Raw genomic sequence first — 19902 nt, 5'->3', positions numbered from 1 at the left:
TATATAATTCAAATAAATTGATAGTTTGAAGCTATAAATAAGGAGGGGATTTTTTGGACATAAAACAATTGCATTATTTTGTGACGGTTTCCAATCAGTTGAGCTACTCTAAAGCCGCACAAAAACTGCATATATCACAGCCTTCTTTAAGCAACGCTATTAAAAATTTGGAGCAAGAGGTCGGATCACCATTGCTTGATAGAAATACGAGAAAAATGGAACTGACTGACGCTGGTAAAATTTTATATAAAAAATCGATTCTCCTCCTTTCCCAAATGAACATGTTGAAAAAAGAGATGGAAGAAGTAAAGCTGACCGGCAGTGGGGATCTCATTATTGGCATCATTGAGTCAGTAAAGCATTGGATTCCAAAAGTGATCCGTGAATATCAAGATCGTTTTCCTTCCATTAACATCAAGCTAATTGAAGTGCTGAGTGGAAAAGCCGTGAAGGAATCATTGAGGAAATACGAAACACATTTACTCATTACAAACCAATATATAAACGAAGCGGATATCGAATCATTCCCGTTATACGATGAAAGATTAGTACTTGTGCTGCACAGGGATCACCCTCTGGCCCAGAAAAGGGAATCCATTCTTTTAAAAGAGTTAGAAAGAGAACCTTTCATAATTAGTACGGAAGGATTTCAAACGAGAGAAGATATTTTAACAGCCTTTACACTTGAACAAATGGCTCCGAAAATAAAATTTGAAATTGAACGTTTTGAAACAGCTTTGACATTAGTAAGAGAAAATCTAGGAATTACCATTATCCCCGAAAATTATTTATCTGAACCAATGGATGCATCCATTGTTCAAAAAACAATTGATTCATCAGCATTGGAAAGGACCGTTTATTTAACGTTTATGAAAAATCGTTATTTGGCTCCCGCAGTCCAAACCTTTTTGGAAGATATACGACGGAACTTTGCTCATTGATAAAAATTAATGATTCAAAAAATCAACCTACTACTCATGATCAGTAAATCATATTTTGTTTAATAGAAAATTTTTTACCTTTCTTTTGTTAATTCTACTTAATATAAACTAACATGTATAAAAGCCTAATTTTCTTCTCATAGTAAAAACAAAAAGAACTTGTAACTATTTATACAAGTTCTTTTTGCAATAATGTTTTTCGTACAATGCCATATGGCTCAAATGACAAGTTTGTTTCGCTTTGACGATGGTATTGTCAAAAGGCTTGCTTTTTGACACGCCAAAAGCACAATATTCCCATTTACTGGAATATCATGGCCCATTCTTTCTTCTTATCATTTACAGTAGCAATTAGAAACATCTGGTTTAGTCCATTACATGTCTTACTATCATTTTGTAACATTGACTATCACCTGAGTCTTTTTATCGCCATAGCTTACAGTAATAACTGTGCGACCCACACCAGTTGCTTTAATTATGCCATCCTTCACATCAGCAATTGTAACTTTTGGAGTTGTCCACAATGCAGGCTTCGTTACATCTCGATCTATTCCATCTAAATAGGTTGCAGTCGCATTTACTTGCTTTGTTTCCCCAACCTTCATATTTAATTGGACGTGATTCGTTTTAAGATACTTTAGCTGATCCACTTCAACATAGACTGTAACTGATTTCCCACCATATCTAGCAGTTACTGTTGTTTTACCATATCCAATAGCTTTAATAGTTCCTTTGTTTGCCTCGGCAACTTTATAAGATGAAACTTTCCATTCTGCTTGATCTGTCATGTCTACAGTACGTCCACCCGTTAAAGTAGCCATCAGTGTTACTTTCGTCTGGATATCCTTTACATCGCCTAGAGTTTTTAATCTTACGAGGCGTGTATTCGCTACCAATCCTTGAAGAACATCAACTTCCACTAGTATAGAAACAGATTTCCCACCATATCTAGCTGTGATTGTTGTCTTACCATTACTGTAAGCTCGAATTTCACCTTTCGTAACTTCAGCAACTTTCGACGAACTAGATGACCATTCTGCTTGATCAGTAATATAATTACTGTCTGCTGCATCTGGGTTAAGTTTAATTTGGACTTTTTCTCCCACACTCATGAAAACATTTTTTGTATTCGAAGTTAAAGAAGCTGTAATATCAACCTCTACAGGAATCTTTACTGTTTTATTACCAAAACTAGCTGAAATATCCACTTTACCTGATCCCTTGGCTTTTACCAAACCGTTAGCATCTACCTGTGCAATAGTAGAGGACTCAGGAGACCAGTTTGCAAGATCAGTTACATCTTTTGTTGAGCCGTCCATGTATTCAGCATTCAATGTAAGTTGAACAGAATTATCTTTTTGCATGACAAGCTTATCAATAGCAGCATCCGCTTTTTTTATTGTTATTTTTTTCACAACACCAACAGATACTGGTATAGTAGTAGTTCGATTACCATACTTAGCAGAAATCGTTGCTGATCCGTCTTTCAAGCCTGTTACGTTACCTCTTCGTACCTCTGCAATCGCTTCTGCACTAGAAGACCATTCTGCTTTATCGGTAATGATCTCTTCTCGCCCTTCATAGATTGCTTTTAACACTAGTTGCTGGGATCCTCCTACTTGCAGATTAAGAGACTTTACGTCCACAACAATTTGTTGGGAGTAATCGACATCTACACCAACAGTAACTGTTTTATCAGCGTATTTGGCAGTAATGGTAGCTTCACCAGATTTGAGAGCTTTAATTTTTCCCTTGTAAACAGTTGCTACATTTTCATTACTAGAGGTCCAAGTAGCCTTCTCTGTGACACTCTGGTGTGTATCATTTGCATAATAAGCGATTAACTCAACAGATGTCTCATCCGAGTCTTTTGTACTAAGTGATACATAATCTTGATCTACTTCAAGACGTCTAGGTACTTCTACATCCACTGCCGCTTTGACTTCATTATCTCCGTACTTTGCTGTAATAATGGCTTCTCCCGATGAATGTGCAACAATAGTACCTTTATTTACTGTCGCAACCGCTTTATTACTTGTAGTCCATTCTGCTCTATCTGTAATATCTTCTTCCTCACCATTAATAAAAGAAGCTGTCAATTTTAGCTTTTTCGGACTATCTTTCAGAAGCATAAATACATCTTGTTGATCTAATTCTATGACCATAGCTGAGTCAACATCAACTTTAATCGTAGCAGTTTTCGTCCCATATTTCGCTGAAATGGTTGCTTCACCCACTCCATATGCCTTGATTGTACCGTTCATTACATCAGCTACACTTTCATTATCCGAAGACCACACTGCCTTGCTGGATACCTCTTCTTTGCTTCCATCAGGAAATATTGCTTGCAATTCAATTGTTTCAGTATTTTTACCAGAACGAAGAAGTAGAGAAACATTTGATTTACTAGGTTCTAGTCTTTTTATAATCTCAACGTTAACAGGAATAGAAACGGAGTGTTTCCCAAATTTCGCCGTTACGGTAGTGCTACCAGAACTTTGTCCCACAATTTTCCCATCGAAAACGGTTGCAACAGACTGATCTTCAACCGTCCACATTGCTTTTGTAGTAACGTCCTCTGTGGATCCATCTTCATAGACAGCAGATACGTTAACTTGTTCACTATGTACCTCTCCAGTCCGAATAGTAACCATTTGTTTGTTTTTTGTTAATGTTCGAATCTTTTTTGATACATCTACTTGTACTGGTACAGTTTTATTCAGATACGTTGCGACGATTGTAGCTTTTCCTTCTTTTATCCCTCTAATCGTACCCGCATATACAGAGGCTATATCACTATTTGAACTTGACCAAGTAGTTTTGATAGTGACATTCTCAGATTTTCCATCTACATAAATTGCCGTTGCCGTTAACGAATTTGAATCTCCCGTTTCCATGGAGACTTCATTTTCTGATAGAACCAACTGTGAGATCTCTGTGCTATCTGCAGCTACTACTGTTTCAGAACTACCTATCACTCCATTCGAAAATAGTAACATTGTGCATAATAAAATTGTTAGCAATCTCTTCATCTCTGACCTCCATGAATGTTTTTAAAAAAATATAAAATATTTCATTATTCTATTTTCTGCTTTGTATGGATTTTGTCACTATAGCCATGTCACCTTGGCTTTGCCTCATATAACTGCAATCCTGTCACTTTGCAGATTGTCACACTAAAAATCCTGTCACCTCAATTGTCTTCTCCTTGGCTTGGTCACTTATTGCTCTCGCTACCAGCTCGTCTTCCTCCAAAGATTGAATATCGCACCATTTCTCAAAGATTGCCGCGAAAAAAACAGGCCATTAAATGAAAACTCGATGGGACGAACAATGCTATTTAATATGCGACTACATACATACCTTAAAGTCAGTCATATCAATGGAGCAGAAGCAGGATAAGAAAAAATGGTATTCATTTTTTGGAAAAGTATAGTAAACAACAAAAAAACCACCTTCACCAGCAGGGGTTACAAAATGTAGGAAAGGGAATTTCCTACCTCGATGTCATAAGGCATGGCTTCCCCTGATAACGGGAGGGGCATGCCTGCAAAACATAAGGCTACTGCTAATTTCACTGTTTTTCTGCCACATTTCCGCTCTGCCTCTAGGCTCACCTGTAGCTTACTTATTGAATATTTGTTAGTCTCTATTTTGAGCCTTTCCAACTACTTACACGTTTCAATTACTCAGCCTTTGCTTGCTTCAGAGTGTTTCTTTTTTTACATTTACTCTAACCACTCTTGTAGCAGTTTGTTCACTGTATCAGTATCATCCGCATCAGCCACTACTTAATCTGTTGCTAGTGCTAACACCCCAATCATCCATTTGATACTTTTTCTTCATTAGAATCAAACTCCTTCATAGTTAGTTTTGTAAAAGTACTTATTAACAGTACTTATTACAAGTACCAGTATACTAGGGTAGTATGTCAGATGAATGTCCACCTTAAGAAAAAGCAGAGGAGGAGAAAAATACATATAGAAGTAATCCCGTAAATCGCCCTTAGCTTTCGAGGACACAACTGATTCAGGTCCCAAAATGTACATGATCTCTTTGCTATCACATTTTTTAACGCCCACTGTATATTCTCAAGTCCACTTCTACGCTCCTTTGGGCTTTTTCTTTAAAAATACATTACACGTAACTAAAATACTCATCAACTTGTACTGATGAGTACCTTATACACGTACTTCTGAGTACTAAATGTCCTTACTTGTGAGTACCAGCCTCTCGTACTTGTGAGTACTGAATTGGTTAGGAGCGTTTTTAAGGAAAATGTGTTAAGATTAAATCGTCTAAAAATTATAAACACTAATTTATAGACAATATTGGTTTAGGGGGTAGATATTATGACAAACAAAAAACATGTTAGCGTGCAAAATTATAAGGGGAAAACGTCTAACTAATTAAACGATATAGCGTTTCCCCACATTTGAAAGGGGAAAATCATTTGAATCAAACATTATTAATTATTGATGCTCAACAAGAATTAATTGATGGGAATCAAGAAGAAGGTGCGGTTTTTAATAAAGAGCAGCTTATTAGAAATATCAATAAAGTAATTGAAAAAGCAAGAGAATCCGATGTTCCAGTTGTGTTTGTGAGGGATCTCGATGTTGCCGAAGGTAAAGGTGGAGGATTTCAAGTTCACAATGAAATTCATGTACCTACGGAGGCAAAGTTTTTCGATAAATCTGCAACGAATTCCTTTTATGGGACAGGTCTTCTAAATCATTTACGATCTCAACAGATTGAACATATTGTTGTTATGGGCTGTAAAACACAACACTGTATAGATAGTGTAGTCAGAACAGCCACTATTAGTGGTTTGGATGTAACATTAGTCGGTGATGGGCATTCAACAAACGACAATGATGTTTTAAATGCAGAACAAATCATAAAGCATCATAATAGTACTCTTCATGGTCATTACAATGTTGAGCACTTTTCAGTTGTCAGAAATGTAGAGGAAGACTTGTTTCGTCCAACTCATGACTCTTATAGGTAATATAAATCTAATAGCGGTACTAAAATGTGCCGCTTCTATTCAATAACAATCGGGCGCTTTTATGAAGTAACCAATGCCCAATTTCTCACTTACAACATCGAGAAATTGGGCTTTTTTATATTCAGATTTTCTTAATGTTGTAAATCTGCCTTTTCCTGATATTACCCCAAATAGCATATGTACAATGGAGGAACAGTAATGAATCGAAAGAAGAATGAACTGATGATAACTGATACCATACAATCAATTTACTATAATCAAGCATCTGACACATTACGCCGTGAGATCGCTTTAATGCTACATCTAGTTTGGCCAGATGTTTGTCCAATACCGGGAGAGACGATTCCGGCTGTACTCGATGCTCGTTCTTTCTATTCCTATATAGATGGACGATTGGTCAGCTATGCAGGTGTAGTCCATAAGACCATAAAGCATAACAAACAGACATTCAACATAGCTGGACTTAGTTGTGTCGCAACCCATCCGGATTATCAAAATCGAGGGTTGGGATTGCGAACGGTTGCTGCCGCTACTCGATGGATCGAACAGAGTGATACAGATTTTGGCATATTCACATGCAAACCTACTTTGGCCTATTTCTATAATCATGCCGGTGATTGGTCGGTTGTGCCGGATGTGGAGCTAATTGGTAGTCGTGATGAAGGCGCTTTATCCAGTGAATCCTTACAGGTTGTCGTTTTGATGCGCCTATTTTCAGCGAAAGCCCGTGCCTATGAGTCGATGCTACGTCATACTACCATTGATCTTGCCCTTCCAATCGGCGATTTCCTGTAGTGATTGGAAAAGGAGCCCAAGTTTATTTGAGCTCCTTTTTGTTATCACAATCATATTTTCTTATTTGCTACTCTTCCCAAAAATCTCTTCTTGCAGACGACGACCTGTCGGTGTTGCTGCAAGTCCACCTTCAGCTGTTTCACGAAGTGCTACTGGCATTGTTTGTCCGATTCTAAACATCGCTTCAATTACTTCATCACATGGAATTGTACTAGTCACACCAGCTAGCGATAAATCAGCTGCAATCATAGCATTTGATGCCCCCGCTGCATTACGTTTTACACAAGGTACTTCTACAAGCCCAGCAACTGGATCACATACTAAACCAAGCATATTCTTTAAGGCAATTGCCATAGCTGTAGCTGCTTGATCCGGCGTTCCACCAGCCATTTCAACAGCCGCTGCTGCTGCCATTCCACTTGCTGAACCAACTTCAGCTTGACATCCTCCAGACGCGCCAGAAATACAAGCATTGTTTGCAACAACCATACCAAAAGCTCCTGCTGTAAATAAAAATTCAATCATTTCTTCACGTGTTGGCTGCAATTTTTCTTTCAGTGCAAACAGTACACCTGGTACTGTTCCAGCTGATCCTGCTGTTGGTGTTGCACAAATGATTCCCATCGCTGTATTTACTTCATTTGTTGCAACTGCTTTACTCACCGCATCCAAAATTGTATGTCCAGATAAGCCATTTCCACTCTTCATGTACTCTTGAACTTTCACAGCATCACCGCCTGTTAAACCTGTCGGTGACTTCACTCCTCGAATACCACGTTCTACGGCTTGCTCCATCACGATTAAGTTCTTTTCCATTCCGGCAAGCACTTCTTCACGCGTGATACTTCTTGTCTCTATTTCACATTTAATCATAATTTCTGCAATTTTTACGTTTTGTTCTTTAGCTTGCGCCACTAGTTCCGCTGCGTTCCGAAACATGTGTGTTCCCCCTGTAATTAATCCATAATGGTTACTTGACAAATATTTGATTGCTCTTTTATTTCCTCAATTATTTCGTCTGCTAATAATTCATCTGTTTCAATGACCATAAGCGCTCTTCTGCCTTTTTCCTTACGTGAAACACTCATCGTACTGATATTAATTTCATGTTTCGCAAGTATAGAAGATACAGCTGCAATTGCTCCAAAGCGATCGTTATTTACAATAAGAAGTGCCGGACTTGTTCCTGATAGTTGAAGATCAAATCCATTTAACTCCACAACTTCAATCTTGCCGCCACCTATTGAACAAGCAACGACTTCGATTTCTTCTTCTCCTTTATACAGACGAACTCTCGCTGTATTTGGATGTGGAGCATTTGCTTCTTCTTCAATAAATTCCACTTCAATTTCGCGCTCTTTTGCAATTTCTAACGCATTTGGAATTCGTGTATCATCCGTTTCAAACCCTAATATTCCACCAATTAACGCTACATCAGTCCCGTGACCACGATATGTTTTTGCAAACGATCCATATAACGAAATCTTAACTCTCTCCGGTTCGTGACGGAACAGTTGACGAGCAACTTGCCCCATTCTTGCCGCACCTGCTGTATGTGAACTTGACGGGCCAATCATAACCGGACCAATAATATCAAATACTGTGCGATATTTCATCATAATTCCCACCTAAACCTTTATAAAAAAATTACTTACTACTATTCTATTAAGCTACCGTATCTATTGCTTTTCCAGCCGTACCACGAATTTGCTCCGCTGTACGAATTGGATAGTTTTTGAATAACAGTGAGCCAATATATCCTGAAATAATACCAGATACCATAATACATAAGAAACATAATGTTACTTTCATTGGATCGTTGAACCCGTACATAACCATAAGTCCTGCAATTGGCGTTGCTGTTCCTGTTGCATTATTAATAAGATCAAACATTGAAATAATAATTCCCGCTGTTGCTCCACCAATAAAGTTTGTTACATACACCGGAATTGGATTTGCTGAAATTAGATCCGCTTGCGTTAATGGTTCAATCGCAACTGCAATGGTCGTTCGCTTATCTCCAAACTTCATTCGTTTAAAGAATACGTAGTTCATAAAGGATGAACTGGTTACCGCTAATGCACCAATTGCCATCGGTAACCCTGTTAATCCAAGCAATGCTGTTAATGCCATTGAGCTTAACGGTGCAGTTGCAACGACTGTAATAATACCACCTAGTATAATTCCCATAATAATTGGACTTGCATCAGTTGATGATGTAATAACTCCACCGATTTGCTTCAATGTTGCTGTTACAATCGGATCCATTCCTTTTGCAATTAATCTTGTTAATGGTGCTGCAATTACAATACAAGCAATTAAATCTAATCCTTCTGGTACGCGTTTTTCAATTTGTTTTACTAAAAATGATATAAGATAACCAGCAATAAACCCTGGAAGCAATCCAAATTTTAATACAGAAGCCCCTACAAGCATAGCATAAACAGGTGATACGCCCATCGCTAATGCAACTAAAGTTGCACCAGCTACGCCGCCTAGACTACCGGCAGATTCCCCAACCTCTTTTAAAAATGGTATACCGATTAAATCACCACCAACGTATAGCTGAAAAGCTTCAACTAAGAAACTAGCAACTGCTGCACTTGCTAAAGCTCCCATTGCCTTCATACCGTTTGGTGCTTTAAAACTAAAGAGTGAAAAAAGACTTAGTACAAATAATAGTAATATCGTTCCCTTAAGAATCTCCATGATATCATCTTCCTTTTAATCAATTTTGTTACGAAAAATGACTAAAATACACTATAAATTATGATGAATTGTAATACGCTCTCATTATATCTTGTTTTTTAGAGAACGCTTACTTTTAGTGAATTTTAAAACTTCTGAATTAAAAACCCTCTACCTTTCTTATATTAATGATATATAAATTTTTATACATCACATAATTTTTGGCATGAAAAAAGACTCATTCCTCCTCATCGTTCAAGTTGGAATAAGCCTTTGAAAGATTATCAAGTGTTCTTGTCAAGCTCTTTAGTGTTTGGTTTGTTGTTGTATTGTACGATCTTACCTACTAAGATGTAAACCTAGTCTATTTTTCTGTATTTTACATAGAGGTTATATATGTGTTATTGGTTAAATAATGAGTTCATTCGGTACTGAGTACCTCACTCAGATATATCAATATAGTCTTTTTCGCTGATCTCTTCATACATTATCTTTATTTTCTCTGTTCCTTCAAGCAGAGAGGCAATGTAGTTTGTTATATCCACTCTAATTTCTTTAGCATCATTGGGTTCACTGTTTCTTGGGTCTGAACGAACTTCTAGAATATATCCATCTTCTCCTCCATAACCCTGTATAACTAACTCAAACCCTAGTATACTTTCTTTAATGTATACTGCGGGCACTTCTTCATAAATATAATCTTCTAAACCACCAAATGGAATGTCGCCAACTACTTATTAGAAATGATCTTTGCAACACCAATAGTATCTTCCTCTGATACTATTGGTAATAGACAAATAAAGTATGGATATTTTTTCATAACATCTCTCTCCTAATCAATTATATGGCTGCCTTTATTAATTTTTCTATTATATTCCCTTTTTGTAAATATACGGAGAGTAAACTTGTCTGGCCTTCCTCTTTTATCCACTTTTCTTAATCCATCCAGAGATTCTTTGAGAGTTTTATCAATTTGCCCCTGCATATGTTTAACTTCTTCAATATCTGCATCTGATCTCCATTTTGTTTTAGAAGGAAACCTTGATGCTAACTTATCACTAACAATGAATGCATCGATTTCGAAATCTGTCGGGTCAAATGTAGCATTCCCCTTATGTGGACCTTTTTGGCCAGTAGCCAAAGAACCTCTATATCCAACTTTGGCATTTGGGTCAATTTCCTTAATTTTCTTTACTACAGGACTCAATCCTGTCTTGAACAATATTCATAATATCTTCCCTAGTCTGAGCTTTTGGTGTCCCCTCAGCTTTCCCCTTCTGACACTGCCCAGTCCCAAGTCCAGCCAGCCCTAGCGGATCAATAAACCCTACTGGATTACCATTCACATAGGCAAATCGGTTAAAAGGTCTGCCATTCCATTACGTGCTATTAATATTTATTGCTGTGTGTTCCTATTTTTCGATAGCTTTCTACCAATGCCATTCCTCTTCAGTTCTTGCTGTTTGCGATCTAACATGCCTTAATGCAGATGATTCACGTTATAAATCAGAAGTACTTCCAGCTTTGGGTGACCATCCTTTCGATCACAACATCCATCCGGTAAAACTTTTGATGAAGTATGTGTGTGTGTAAATCAGCAATGATTTTTCTTTTGAAGCGTCTAAATCTACGTATTTTATGCCATGCTTCATAATATACTAGCACGTTCGTAATGTAGCTCTGACTTGGTTTGATTTTTGTAGTAATTCAGTCTAACCAAATGAACCCACAAAATTACGAGTAAGGACCTTTTTTTCGTTCATGATCTTATATAGAAAAAGGTTGTAGTTTAAAGTATAATTAGCTTCGTGTATTTGTACCTACAAATCAAATAAGTAGATATAAATTAAATTCATTATACAAAATGGAGGTATGTAAATTGAAGTTTCCATATGATTTTTTATTTGGAGCTGCTTCAGCTGCTTATCAAGTAGAAGGTGCATGGAATGAAGATGGAAAAGGCGTTACGAATTGGGATGTTTTTTCTAAAATTCCTGGTAAAACATACAATCAGACAAATGGAGATGTGGCTATTGATCATTATCATCGATACAAAGAAGATATTCGATTAATGGCTGAAATGGGATTAGAATCGTATCGTTTTTCCATTTCGTGGGCACGTATTCTACCAACGGGTGATGGAGAGATAAACGAAAAAGGCATAGAATTTTATAACCGAGTCATCGATGAATGTTTACAAAATGGGATTGTTCCGTTTGTTACTTTGTACCATTGGGATTTACCATTGACACTTGAAAAAGATGGTGGATGGACGAATAAGCGAACTGCAGAGGCTTTTGTAAAATATGCAGAAATTTGTTTTAAATCATTTGGTGATCGAGTGAAGCATTGGATTACATTTAATGAGACAGTTATGTTTTGTGGATTAGGGTATTTAAAAGGAGCACATCCACCAGGCGTTCAAAATGATGTTCCAAATTATTTTCAGGCTACTCACTATGTGTTTTATGCACATGCTAAAACAGTTAAAATGTACAAACAGTTAAAGCAATATGGAGAAATTGGCATTACACACGTTTTCTTACCTGCCTATAGTATAGATGATCAGCCGGATAATATATTAGCGGAACGTCATGCGAATGAATATGAGACATTTTGGTTTTATGATCCAATTCTGAAAGGAGAGTATCCATCTTATGTTATACAGCAATTAAAGTTAAAGGGATGGATGCCTAACTGGACTACTGAAGAATTAGAGATTATAAAACAAAACGCTGAGAAAAACGATTTTATCGGTTTGAACTATTACCAACCCATGCGAGTGGAACGATATCATAAGGATACTACGAATGAGATGCATTCTAGAGAAACATCTACTCTTGCCCCAGGTAATCCTTCTTTTGATGGTTTTTATCGAACAGTGCGTATGCAAGACAAAACATATACAAAATGGGGATGGGAAATATCGCCGAAAGGTTTTTTAGATGGCTTGCATATGTTAAAAGAGCGATATGGTAACATTAAAATGTATGTGACGGAAAACGGGCTTGGTGATGAAGATCCAATTATTGATGGAGAAATTGTAGATGTTCCTCGAATTAAATATATTGAAGAACATTTAAAAGTTATAAAGCGTGCCATCCAAGAAGGAATTCATGTAAAAGGATATTATGCATGGTCTGTTATTGACCTGTTAAGTTGGTTAAATGGTTATAAAAAGCAGTATGGTTTTATTTTTGTAGATCATAATGATAATTTAAAGCGTAAAAAGAAGCTTTCGTTTCACTGGTATAAGCATATCATTGAAACAAGGGGTCAAGAGTTATAAAAGAGAAAAGTTCGTTTTAGGAGACGGAATATGAGTGTAAAATATAAAAAAATTGCCGATATTTTAGAGAAAGATATTCGCGATGGAAAATTCAATGAAACAAAAAAGTTACCAACTGAAGAAGAGTTAATGAATATATTCCAAGTTAGTCGAAATACGATACGTAAAGTTGTTAGTCAGCTTGTCAACCGAGGTTATATTTTTCAAGTGCAAGGAAGTGGGATGTTTTTACGCGAAGCCCCTATAACAGATTATATTCATTTAGGAAGTCTACGTGGTTTAACGAAAAATCTTGTTTCACAAAATATCGAAACCAAGGTATTAGAGTTACATGTAATGGAAGCCGACGACACATTAGCAGAACGGATGCAATGTCAGGTAGGAACGAAACTATATTTTGTGAAGCGATTACGAATTGTAGACGGTAAACCATTTTCGATTGAAATAAGCTTCTTTAAAAAAGACGTTGTTCCATATTTACATGAAGAAATCGCATCGAGTTCCATATATAGTTATTTAATTGAAGACTTGCAGCTCAACATCGGTTTTGCAGATAAAGTGATTAGTTGTGAAAAAATCGATAAAGAAAGTGCACAATTATTAGAAGTAAATGAACACGATCCAACGCTTCTTATTGAAAATACAGTATACCTTGTAAATGGAACGATATTCGAGTTATCTCAATCCATGTTTCATTATCAGAAGACAAAGCTTTTAAATCGAATTAATTTTAAATAAAAGGGCAAGGACAAGCGTAGTATATATCCAAACATTTTCAAGCATATACCAAAGAAAAAGGCATTATCATAAGCATGTCTCGTACAGGAAACTGCCATGATAATGCCTTTAAGATAATCTTTTGATTCTCATTTAAAATCAACATACTATACCCACAAAATCTAAAGCAATTACATAATGCTAGTTTTTCAATAAATCATTGATAACGGTCCAAACTGGAAGTAAGTTAATATATGCTGCTACACTCCCTACTCCAACAATTTTTACACTAGCATTCCACGCAAAATACGCAACTACTGAGGCAAAGGTACTCACATATCCTGATACAAACAAAGCATTTCCCAATTGTTTTACCGGTACATACATTGCCTTTGGAGCAGAGTTTTCAGGTAGTAGAATACCCGACTCTTCAATTTTTCGTTCTATTTTCAAAATACGACTGTCTCATTCCTTAACATTTTAATTGAATATCAGCGATGGCATACACAACTGCTGTACCACTTATTTTCACTCTGTCTCCTAAAGATTTGCAATATAGCGTTCCACCACGCTTAGAGAGCTGTCTCGCTACCATTTCGTCCTTACCTAAGCGTTTTGCCCAGTAGGGAATAAAACTGCAATGCCCAGAACCGCACACGGGATCTTCAATTACGTTCAACTTTGGGAAAAAGCATCTAGAAACAAAATCATAATGTTCACTTTTCGCTGTAATTAAAACCCCCAAACCATCTGACAATTTTTCCAGCTTAGAAAAATCAGGGGATGCATTTTGAACATCCTCTTCCGTTTCTAATACAAACATTAAATCTCTGCCCAAATAGGTTTCGATAGGCTTTACCCCAAGAGCTTCGACCATTTGCTTTGTCAACGTATGTTTTTCAGGCATTCTGCTAGGTAAATCCATTTCATAAAGTTCATCTTTTTTTAATACAACAAGCTCCCCACTCATTGTCTGAAACTTAATTCTGTCCACATTATTTTCATAATAGTTGGCAATTACATACGCTGTTGCCAAAGTAGCATGGCCACAGAGATCAATCTCTCCCCCGGGAGTAAACCATCTTAATCGATAGCCGTCCCCCTCTTTCACAGCAAACGCTGTTTCAGAAAGGTTATTTTCAGTAGCAATTTTTTGCATAATATCTTCTGAAAGCCATTCCTTCATGATACAAACAGCAGCGGGATTTCCTTCAAATATATTTTCGGCAAACGCATCTACAATGTAATATTTCATTGTATGAACCTCCTTGATTTTATACACACTAATCAAATTTTACTGATACATTTCTTATTTGCTGTCCCATTAAATGCAACACCAAATGTCTAATCTGTAAGTAAAAGAACCTATTAACATATTCTTCAAAAAGAGCAAGATGACGAAAATAAGATGAATAAAGCTGTTCTAAGTAAAATATAGTAACAAAATACAAAATGGTGGAGATCACTATTACTCATCTTCATCTTCTCTATAGTAGAAATGTAATGTTAAATGCGCCTTCAAATGTTATAGTGTGTTTAATTATTAGTGCCATTCTACGATACAACCATATATAACACTCAACGTACTTGTATAACACCTAAAGGAGATTAAATATGCATATTGAGATTCAACGTAAGGCTGAAATACCACTTTCAAAGCAAATATACTTATCTATTGTGGATCACATCCGTTCAGGACTGCTTCAAGAAGGTGTACAATTACCGTCAGTACGTGAACTATCTAAACAGCTCGAAGTAAGTTTAGTTACAGTAGTAAAGGCATACACCAAACTGGAACAAGAGAATTTTGTCACTTCTATCCAAGGAAAGGGAACATTCGTAAAGGCGAACAGAAAAGAAATAGTGGATAGACAAAAGGAGGTTCACTCTTACAATTGGCAACTATCTGTTCAAGATTATTTACCTAGATCTCAGTTTGCTCAGTTTCATCATGCCCCTGAGAAGATTCACCTTTCATCCTCTATGATTGATCCGGGACTTCTACCTAATCGATATTTAGAGCGAGAGATATACCAAATGCTTTCTGAAAACCCAAGAATTTTATCACAATATGGAGAAATTCAAGGTGATGAACAACTTAGAAACGCAATGTATGAGTATGTAAAAGAATGTGAAGCTCCTACTACACCTGAGAACATTTTAGTTACAAGTGGTTCACAGCAAGGAATAGATCTTGTTGCACGCACATTTGTTGGACCAGGTGATGTGGTTGTAATGGAAGCCCCTACGTATCCAGGAGCTATTGATGTTTTTAGAGGTAGAGGAGCTACAATACTTACTGTTCCTGTTGATCAAGATGGGATGCGAGTAGATATACTTCAAAATTTATGTGACAAATATAAACCCAAAGTTATTTATACGATTCCAACTTTTCATAATCCAACAGGTGCTGTTATGACGTTTAAACGGCGAAAACAAATTCTTAATTTAGCTCAAAGTATCCAAAGTATTATTATAGAGGATGATCCATGGAGTGAAATTTACTTTGATAAGAAACCACCGGCCTCCATTAAAAGTATGGATCAGTATGGCCATGTAGTTTATGTAAAAGGTTTAAGTAAAACACTAGCGCCAGGTTGTAGAATTGGAATATTAGCTGCTTCTGGTTCCATATTCAAACGTCTATTGGCAGCCAAAGCAAATACTGATTTAGGAAGTCCTTTGCTCACACAAAAATCAATATTACCATTTATCAAATCCAAAAAAATGATTGATCATACAAAAAAACTACGAACTGCTCTAAAGATAAGACGAGATTTGGTTCTTGAGTTACTTTCCAAACATGCTCCTTTTGAGGTATCGTGGATAATCCCGAAAGGAGGATTAAACGTATGGATTAGTCTTCCCTCTTGGATAGATACGAATCACCTCCTATTAGAAGCAAAGAAACAGCAACTAACATTCTTACCTGGATCAGCATGCTACCCTGTGGAGTTAGAAAATCATCATTTACGATTGAGCTACTCTTATATGAGTGAACAACTATTACATGAAGGAGTTACAACATTATGTAGCATTTTTCATTCAGTCATTTCATCAAAAAAACAGCATGACAACTCGCCATTTTTTTGATGCCCGATTTTCCTTTGATCCTGAAGGAAAATCGTTTTTTAGATTGTTTGTGTAACCTCTTCAACAACCTTGATTGAAGAGGTTCTCCTTTTGTAAGGGTGGATCACTCCCCCTAAGCGACACTCTTCGACCACTCCAAACAAATTAACAGCAAAAAGTCGATCCCTGAGCATACAGGAAATCGACTTTTTGTTTTTATAATTTTACTTAGCGTGTTTTTTTCGAAATGCTGGCTTTACCCCATCGCCATCAACTTAAGAATCCACTATGGTCCACTATAGATGGATAGTAGTTATTTTTTATCGGGCTAACCCATACATGATAAAAGTGTGCATGACAAATAGACCCTAGCGGGTCTAAATTTTTGATACTATGCAGCTCGATCTTGAGACATGGTATAATTGTATACGACACCCAGTATATCAAAGACTGTCTTTTTCTCGTATCGATGAGATTTCCGCCCGTTACGCTGTAGGAGGTTGAACAGGCGAAGGAGAATCTTTGACATTTCTGTGGTGTCTTTTTCTATGGACCTATGTAGAAGTGGAAAGTAATCTTGAATCATATGTATGGCCTTGTACTCACTCAGTTCCTTTTTTCGTTTTCTTAGTAGAAGGTCCCGCATTCGAAACATGGTGGAGGAACAAATAAGAATACTGATAAGTTGCCCGTACAGGTGACATTCTAAGCGTTCTTGTTTGATTTCTTTACAATGATCAATACCAAAGAAAGACTTCCATGTTTTAAAGAGAATTTCGACTTGCCAGCGTAATGAATACAAAGGATGAACATTTTCGGTAGGAACCTCTGTCGAGGGGGCATTCGTAATATAAATATTGATAGCACTTAATCGTTTACTTCTCTCCGAGTACACGATTCCTTTCTTTTTTTCTTTAATAGCTTGATCCCTCCGTCGCTTTTGAATCTGTTCTTCTGTCAGCCGATGAATAATAACCCGGGTTGGTAGCTTTTGATACTGACCTATGTAAACATTGGATATCTCATGCGTCTCGCCTGGTTGGATTTGATTCATAAGGTCTTCCATATTTAACTGGATATACTCAGATTGCTTCTTTATTTTTCCATCTTTGAAGTATTCCGGGTGAGGATTTTTTTGGTATACACGATTATTTAACTTTAAACGAGAAATATAATAAGCTCCTCTCATATCCATATGTTCGAAATCCTGTAAATCGAAGTAGCCTAAATCACGAATACATAAGTCATTTTTCTGAACAGTCTCTAGACAAATAGAACCGTAGGTTCGGTCGTTTTGTTTTCCTGGTCCCGCCTCAACGTGTAGGAACTGTCCACTAAGAAGGTCATATTCTAACTGAATTTTAACACCGGCTGTATGGCTACTTCCCCCAAATCCTTTATAAGCAGAAGTAAAGATATCCGGAAGCTGAAAAGTAGTGGAATCTAGTATGCGGATTCTATGAAACAAAGTTGCGTAACCATGAGGTAATGTATCGGCAGCGTATAGCTTTTGAATAAGAAGGTGTGAAAATAGTCGTTGAAGAAATTGTACGGCTTGCCTATTAAATCGCTTATTTAGTCCTTCCGGACTCATTAATATCCCAGTGTATGCCTCTAAACGACTACATAATTTCATTAAAGATGTGCTCGCAACCTTTTGACTTAACCATACACAAAGTGCAACTAACTCCTGAGACTGATACTTACTTTTCCGTTTGGTAAAACCAGCTTCTCTGGCAAGCTCTTCAAGAGCTTCAGGCACTAAGCAACGCTGGAGCTCTTGAGAAAAAAGCTGTAGCTCGTCTAAGATTTCCATAAAATACGCCATCCTCTCCTAGGAATCTACGGAAAGAATAGCGTATTTTTCGTTTTGGGGGTACTAAATTATTTTAAGTTGATGGCGATGTGGCTTTACCCATTTCTTATTTTAAGAGAAGGATTAGACATATACATAACATTCAAAATTTAACTGAATATTACAACATTTCAGTTAAATAATTCCAATCACATTCAAAAAGACAATAATAATCGCAATCGGAGCGACAAATCGAAGCAAAAATACCCAGCAAGTAAACAAGGACTTCCCGTAGTTTCCACCTACGAAAAATTCAGCCTCCAATATCTTTTTCTCCATTTTAAACGATACGAAAATACTAATAAACAACGCTCCAAGTGGCATTAAAATATTAAGTGATAAAAAATCTACTGCATCAAAAATATTTTTACCAAAGATTGTAATATCACTCCATATACCAAATGAAAGTGCTGACGGAATACCTACTAAGAAAATACATAGACCAATTGTCCATGACAATTTTTTTCTTCTTTCTTGCTGACCATTCGCTATGGCTGAAACAACTGTTTCAAGTAAAGAAAATGCAGATGTTAAAGTTGCAAAGGCGAATAGTGCAAGAAATACTGTTAAGAAGAAACTTCCAAATGGAATTTGACTAAACACGGATGGTAAAATGATAAATAGCAAACCTGGTCCCTCTGTTGGCTCCATTCCTAATGAAAATACTGCTGGAAAAATAGCAAGGCCGGCAAATAGAGAAACAAATAAATTCAATGCAACAATCGTTACTGCTGATCGTGGTAAACTTTCTTTTTTATTTAAATAAGAACTGTACGTAATCATAATGGAAATCCCAATACTAATCGCAAAGAATGATTGACCCATTGCGAATAAAATACTTTCTGAAGTGATTTTTGAGAAATCAGGTTGTAAGAAAAACGTAACACCCCTCATCGCATCATCTAGTGTTAATGAACGAATAATAAGAGCAATAAACAGAATGAACAATGCTGGTAACATGTATTTACTCGCTTTTTCAATTCCATTTTGTACACCTTTTGATACAACATATATCGTAATAAACATAAAAGCAAAATGCCCGACAATGGCCCAAACTGGATTCCCAATTGTTTCGGTAAATACCGCGCTATAATTTTGCTGTGGTGCAATAAGTTGTCCTGTTATTCCTCTGAATAAATAAATTAGTACCCAACCACCAACAACACTGTAGAATGATAGCAATATAAAGCAAGTACCAACGCCAAGACGTCCAATCCAGTGCCACCCTGTATTTGGTGCAATATTTTTAAATGCTTGAATTGCTTGTTTATGTGTACTACGCCCTATCATAAATTCAGCTACCAATAACGGAAGACCTATTAATACAGTAAACAATATAAAGATTAAAAAGAATGCTCCTCCCCCGCTCTTTCCAGCGATATAAGGAAACTTCCATATTGCGCCAAGGCCAATTGCAGATCCTGCTGCGGCCATTATAAATCCTAATTTCGAAGTCCATTGCTCCGTCTGTTTCATCAAATTTTCCTCCTAATTAAATGACTTTATATTAATAAACAAATATTATTGACCAATC

The 19902-nt window shown here is 36.7% G+C and carries 16 protein-coding genes; 6 read left to right on the top strand and 10 right to left on the bottom strand.

The window, feature by feature from the left end; genetic code table 11:
* The first annotated feature begins 53 nt into the window (after window positions 1-53).
* Window positions 54-941: a LysR family transcriptional regulator gene (locus BrL25_RS22095; protein ID WP_018674218.1), complete on the top strand. Its 888-nt coding sequence runs from the start codon at window positions 54-56 to the stop codon at window positions 939-941.
* 389 nt (window positions 942-1330) lie between these two features.
* Here the strand turns inward: BrL25_RS22095 and BrL25_RS22090 are convergent, their stop codons facing one another.
* Window positions 1331-3973 carry an Ig-like domain-containing protein gene (locus tag BrL25_RS22090; RefSeq protein ID WP_020608197.1) on the bottom strand — a complete coding sequence of 881 codons (2643 nt, stop codon included), beginning with the start codon at window positions 3971-3973 and terminating at the stop codon, window positions 1331-1333.
* A 1421-nt stretch (window positions 3974-5394) separates the two neighbouring features.
* Here BrL25_RS22090 and BrL25_RS22085 point away from each other — a divergent pair.
* Both BrL25_RS22085 and BrL25_RS22080 read left to right on the top strand, forming a co-directional pair.
* A complete protein-coding gene (locus tag BrL25_RS22085) occupies window positions 5395-5952 on the top strand; it encodes a cysteine hydrolase family protein (protein WP_018674216.1) in 558 nt (185 codons plus the stop codon).
* A 222-nt stretch (window positions 5953-6174) separates the two neighbouring features.
* Window positions 6175-6747 (top strand): GNAT family N-acetyltransferase, encoded by a 573-nt coding sequence (locus tag BrL25_RS22080; protein ID WP_026315365.1) that lies wholly within the window; start codon window positions 6175-6177, stop codon window positions 6745-6747.
* A gap of 60 nt (window positions 6748-6807) precedes the next feature.
* Here the strand turns inward: BrL25_RS22080 and sdaAA are convergent, their stop codons facing one another.
* From sdaAA to BrL25_RS22055, 5 genes are all read right to left on the bottom strand, one after another.
* The gene (sdaAA, locus tag BrL25_RS22075) at window positions 6808-7686 is read right to left on the bottom strand and encodes an L-serine ammonia-lyase, iron-sulfur-dependent, subunit alpha (protein ID WP_018674214.1); all 879 of its coding nucleotides are present in this window, start codon (window positions 7684-7686) and stop codon (window positions 6808-6810) included.
* Window positions 7687-7703: 17 nt separating this feature from the next.
* The gene (gene sdaAB / locus BrL25_RS22070; RefSeq protein ID WP_018674213.1) at window positions 7704-8363 is read right to left on the bottom strand and encodes an L-serine ammonia-lyase, iron-sulfur-dependent subunit beta; all 660 of its coding nucleotides are present in this window, start codon (window positions 8361-8363) and stop codon (window positions 7704-7706) included.
* 49 nt (window positions 8364-8412) lie between these two features.
* A complete protein-coding gene (locus tag BrL25_RS22065) occupies window positions 8413-9456 on the bottom strand; it encodes a PTS sugar transporter subunit IIC (RefSeq protein WP_018674212.1) in 1044 nt (347 codons plus the stop codon).
* 419 nt (window positions 9457-9875) lie between these two features.
* Window positions 9876-10118, bottom strand: a complete 243-nt coding sequence (locus BrL25_RS25930) for a hypothetical protein (RefSeq protein ID WP_018674211.1) — start codon at window positions 10116-10118, stop codon at window positions 9876-9878.
* Window positions 10119-10267: 149 nt separating this feature from the next.
* Complete coding sequence (locus BrL25_RS22055) at window positions 10268-10657, bottom strand: hypothetical protein (RefSeq protein ID WP_018674209.1); 390 nt, start codon at window positions 10655-10657, stop codon at window positions 10268-10270.
* Window positions 10658-11314: 657 nt separating this feature from the next.
* Here BrL25_RS22055 and BrL25_RS22050 point away from each other — a divergent pair.
* The gene (locus BrL25_RS22050) at window positions 11315-12724 is read left to right on the top strand and encodes a glycoside hydrolase family 1 protein (protein WP_018674208.1); all 1410 of its coding nucleotides are present in this window, start codon (window positions 11315-11317) and stop codon (window positions 12722-12724) included.
* Window positions 12725-12754: 30 nt separating this feature from the next.
* The gene (locus BrL25_RS22045) at window positions 12755-13462 is read left to right on the top strand and encodes a GntR family transcriptional regulator (RefSeq protein WP_018674207.1); all 708 of its coding nucleotides are present in this window, start codon (window positions 12755-12757) and stop codon (window positions 13460-13462) included.
* A 180-nt stretch (window positions 13463-13642) separates the two neighbouring features.
* Here BrL25_RS22045 and BrL25_RS25315 read toward each other — a convergent pair whose 3' ends face one another.
* Window positions 13643-13894 (bottom strand): RidA family protein, encoded by a 252-nt coding sequence (locus tag BrL25_RS25315; RefSeq protein WP_018674206.1) that lies wholly within the window; start codon window positions 13892-13894, stop codon window positions 13643-13645.
* 19 nt (window positions 13895-13913) lie between these two features.
* Window positions 13914-14696 carry a PhzF family phenazine biosynthesis protein gene (locus tag BrL25_RS22035; protein ID WP_018674205.1) on the bottom strand — a complete coding sequence of 261 codons (783 nt, stop codon included), beginning with the start codon at window positions 14694-14696 and terminating at the stop codon, window positions 13914-13916.
* A 359-nt stretch (window positions 14697-15055) separates the two neighbouring features.
* Between BrL25_RS22035 and pdxR the strand changes: the two genes are divergently transcribed.
* A complete protein-coding gene (gene pdxR / locus BrL25_RS22030) occupies window positions 15056-16534 on the top strand; it encodes a MocR-like pyridoxine biosynthesis transcription factor PdxR (protein WP_018674204.1) in 1479 nt (492 codons plus the stop codon).
* A gap of 370 nt (window positions 16535-16904) precedes the next feature.
* On the opposite strand, the gene BrL25_RS22025 is transcribed toward pdxR, so the two are convergent.
* Together BrL25_RS22025 and BrL25_RS22020 are read right to left on the bottom strand one after the other, a co-directional pair.
* On the bottom strand, window positions 16905-18329 hold the full coding sequence (locus BrL25_RS22025; RefSeq protein WP_099327286.1) for an IS4 family transposase: 1425 nt from the start codon (window positions 18327-18329) through the stop codon (window positions 16905-16907).
* A 174-nt stretch (window positions 18330-18503) separates the two neighbouring features.
* Complete coding sequence (locus BrL25_RS22020) at window positions 18504-19844, bottom strand: sodium-dependent transporter (protein ID WP_018670939.1); 1341 nt, start codon at window positions 19842-19844, stop codon at window positions 18504-18506.
* Window positions 19845-19902 lie beyond the last annotated feature (58 nt).

The organism is Brevibacillus laterosporus DSM 25, assembly GCF_002706795.1.
In the GTDB taxonomy this organism is placed as follows: Bacteria; Bacillota; Bacilli; order Brevibacillales; family Brevibacillaceae; genus Brevibacillus_B; species Brevibacillus_B laterosporus.
The sequence above is the reverse complement of the archived record's forward strand: the minus strand, read 5'-3'. Positions and strand labels throughout refer to the sequence as shown.